Consider the following 3,823-nt stretch of genomic DNA (forward strand, 5'->3'; position numbering starts at 1 on the left):
AGCTACGAGCTACGAGCTACGAGCTACGAGCTACGAGCTACGAGCTACGAGCTATGAGCTACGAGCTACGAGCTACGACTGCGCCGGCTTCGGGGCGCTAAACAGCAGCTACGAGCTACGAGCTACGAGCGAAGGGGCCAAACCTTAGACGTTAGCCGATGATTTCCCTTGCCCGCGCCGGTTTTCCGCTTTGTGACCTTCAGCTCGCAGCTCATGGCCCGGCGCCCGTCGCTGATGTCAGAACACCGAGGCGAACGGCCCCATCTCGATCTGCACCGATTTGGTCTGGGTATAGTGCGCCAGCGTCTCGACACCGTTCTCGCGGCCGATGCCCGACTGCTTGTAGCCGCCCACCGGCATCTCCGCGGGGGAGTCGCCCCAGGTGTTGATCCAGCAGATACCGGCTTCGATCCGGTGGATGACGCGGTGGGCGCGGTTGAGGCTCTCGGTGAACAGGCCCGCGGCCAGGCCGTACTCGGTGTCGTTGGCGCGGCGGATCACCTCTTCCTCGTCATCGAAGGCGAGGATCGACATGATCGGACCGAAGATCTCTTCCTTGACGATACGCATGTCGTCATCGCAATCCGTGTAGGCGGTGGGCGCGACCCAGGCACCCTTGGCGAAATCGCCCTCGGTCATGCGGTCGCCACCCACCAGCAGGCGCGCGCCATCCTGCTTGGCGATCTCCAGGTAGCTCGCCACCTTCTCGAGATGCTCGAAGCTGACCAGCGGGCCGAAATTGGTCTCCGGATCCAGCGGATCGCCGGCCTTGATGCGGTTGACCCGCTCGACGATCTTGGCCTCGAAGGCGTCCTTGACCGAGCGGTGCACGAACACCCGTGTGCCGTTGGTGCAGACCTGGCCGCTGGAGTAGAAGTTGGCCATCATCGCGCCGTCGGCGGCACGGTCGAGATCGGCGTCGTCGAACACGATCAGCGGCGACTTGCCGCCCAGTTCCATGGTGACGTCCTTGAGCGTGGAGCCGGCCGCGGCGGACATCACCTTCTTGCCGGTACCCACCTCGCCGGTGAAGGTGATCTTGGCAAGACCCGGGTGCTCGGTGAGCATGGCGCCGACGCTGCCGTCGCCCTGGACCACGTTGAACACGCCATCCGGCAGGCCGGCCTCGGTGAAGATCTCTGCCAGCTTCAGCGCCGTCAGCGGGGTGACCTCGCTCGGCTTGAACACCACCGCATTACCCGCGGCCAGGGCCGGGGCGGCTTTCCAGCAGGCGATCTGGATGGGGTAGTTCCAGGCCCCGATGGCGCCGATGACCCCCAGCGGCTCGCGGCGGGTATAGACGAAGGAGTCCTCGCGCAGCGGAATCTGGGTGCCTTCGATGCTCGGCGCCAGGCCGGCGAAGTACTCCAGCGCATCGGCGCCGGTCACCACGTCGACGCTGGCCGTCTCGCTGATCGGCTTGCCGGTGTTCAGCGTTTCCAGCTCGGCCAGTTCGTCGTTGCGTTCGCGCAGCAGGGCGACTGCCTTGTGCAGGATGCGCGCACGCTCCATGCCGGTCATCGCCGCCCACTGGCGCTGGGCGCGGCGGGCGCTCTCGATGGCCTTGTCGACATCGGCGGCGGTCGCCTGCTGCACGCTGGCGATGACCTCGCCATTGGCCGGATTGACGGCGTCGAAGGTCTGGTTGCCGCTGGCCGGGGTGTGGCGGCCGTCGATGTAGAGTGTCTGCGTCTCGAGTCGTGCCATGATGACTCTCCTTCGAATGGCGAATGAAATGGCGTGGCCGCTGTTTCGGCGGCCTGAATCCGGTTGTTGAATCGATTGCGTTGGCTCGGCGCGTGTGCCTTCAAGCGTAGTCGTTGGCGCGGGTTCGACTGTGACGGGCGGTCTCGAGCTGTACCCGGACATAGTCGTAGGCCAGCTGGCGGGCGCGGTCCACGTCGAGGCCCTCCTGGGCCAGGGCGCCACGCAGCCACAAGCCGTCGATCAGGGCGGCCAGCCCGCGCGCGGCGTTTCGGGCTTCCCGTTTCGGCAGCACGCGCCGGAACTGGCAGCTCAGGTTGGAGTAGAGCCGGCGGTCGTTGACCCGCTGCAACCGCTGCAGCGGGGGGTGATGCATGCTGCTGGCCCAGAAGGCCAGCCAGGTCTTCATTACCGAACGGCTGGTCTGGCTGCGATCGAAGTTGCCGTCGATGATGGCGTGCAGATGCGCCTCCGGCGGGGCGTTGCCCAGTGCCGCGCGCCGTTCCAGCACGGCGTTGCCCAGATCGCTCAGGACGTGGCGCATGGTCGCTTCGAGCAGCCCATCCTTGCCGGCGAAGTAGTGGCTGATGATGCCGGTGGAGACGCCCGCGCGCTTGGCGATCCTGGCGATCGTGGCATCGGCCAGCCCCGCCTCGTCGATCGCCTCCAGCGTCGCCTGAATCAGTTGGCGGCGGCGAATGGGTTGCATACCGACTTTCGGCAAGGCCTTTACTCCTGCATCGGGGCTGACGTAATCCAACCTTACGGATAACCCGTTTTGGCTCGGGTTTCCAGTCATCGCCGGGAAACCCGGCTTCTATCGAACCGGCGATGTCATCCGTCGCCCATTATGGAAATTTTTTATTGAACGGTCAATCAACAAAAACTAGTGTATTGTGTCATCGAATGGAAAATCTAACATTCGATAATCAGTGGTTATTGACCAAAATCTACAATACGTTCAGGGAGTTCAAGCACCATGAGATATCAGCCGATTCTATGGACCCTGGCCGGTGCCGGCCTGGCGGCGGCGCCTTTGGCCCAGGCGCAGGAGCCCGAGAGCTGCCAGACCGTCCGCTTCGCCGAGGTGGGCTGGACCGACATCCAGGCGACGACCGCCTTGGCCAGCGTCGTGCTCGAGGGTCTTGGCTATGAGGCGAGTTCGGATACCGTCTCCGTGCCGGTGGCCTACGCGGGCATGAAAGGCGGCGACTTCGATGTGTTCCTGGGTAACTGGATGCCGTCGATGAAGTCGATCAGCGGCCCCTATATCGAGAAAGGGCAGGTCGACCGTCCGCGCGCCAACCTGGAAGGCGCCAAGTACACCCTGGCGGTACCGGAATACGTCATCGACGCCGGTGTCACCTCGGTTGCCGACCTGGACGAACATGCGGACCAGTTCGGCCACAAGCTGTTCGGCATCGAAGCGGGCAACGACGGCAACATGATCATCCAGCAGATGATCGATGACGACGCCTTCGGCCTGGGCGACTGGCAACTGGTCGACTCCAGCGAGGCCGGCATGCTCGCCGAGGTCCGGGCGCGTACCCAGAGCAAGGAGTGGATGGTGTTCCTGGGCTGGGCGCCGCACCCGATGAACACCAACTTCGATATCGGCTATCTCTCCGGCGCGGATGACTACTTCGGTCCGGATTACGGCGGCGCCACCGTCTATACCAACACCCGCGCCGGCTACATCGACGAGTGCGGCAACGTCGGCCAACTGCTCCAGAACCTGAGCTTCACGCTCGACATGGAGAACGAGGTCATGGGCAGCATCATGGACGACGGCGAGGACGAGAAGGACGCGGCCCGCGCCTGGCTCAAGGCGCATCCCGAGACGCTGGACGGCTGGCTCGAGGGCGTCAAGACGGTCGATGGCGAACCGGGCCTGCCGGCGGTCAAGGAAGCGCTGGGCGTCTGAGCCATCGCCAGGGCGGATGTGGGAAAACGAGCCGAAAATCGCGCCGATTCTCATTGCAGGCTTGTCCTTCGACGAGCCTGCAGGTATAGTCCGCCCCCGTTGTCACTCGGCAACGTCTGCCGTTTCCAGGCAGCAGCGTCGGCTACGTAGCTCAGCTGGTTAGAGCACATCACTCATAATGATGGGGTCCCCTGT

At 64.1% G+C, this 3,823-nt stretch carries 3 protein-coding genes; 1 reads left to right on the plus strand and 2 read right to left on the minus strand.

What is annotated here, in order from left to right; all coding sequences use genetic code 11:
* Positions 1 to 237 precede the first annotated feature (237 nt).
* Positions 238 to 1,707 (minus strand): betaine-aldehyde dehydrogenase, encoded by a 1,470-nt coding sequence (gene betB / locus Q0602_RS12645; protein WP_298843786.1) that lies wholly within the window; start codon positions 1,705 to 1,707, stop codon positions 238 to 240.
* 100 nt (positions 1,708 to 1,807) lie between these two features.
* A complete protein-coding gene (gene betI / locus Q0602_RS12650) occupies positions 1,808 to 2,428 on the minus strand; it encodes a transcriptional regulator BetI (protein WP_298843789.1) in 621 nt (206 codons plus the stop codon).
* Between the two features lie 255 nt (positions 2,429 to 2,683).
* On the opposite strand from betI, the gene Q0602_RS12655 reads away from it, so the two are divergent.
* Positions 2,684 to 3,628, plus strand: coding sequence for a choline ABC transporter substrate-binding protein (locus Q0602_RS12655; protein WP_298843792.1), 945 nt, complete (start codon positions 2,684 to 2,686; stop codon positions 3,626 to 3,628).
* The last annotated feature ends 195 nt before the right edge of the window (positions 3,629 to 3,823 follow it).

Origin of the sequence: uncultured Salinicola sp., from assembly GCF_937921195.1 — a bacterium.
In the GTDB taxonomy this organism is placed as follows: Bacteria; Pseudomonadota; Gammaproteobacteria; order Pseudomonadales; family Halomonadaceae; genus Salinicola.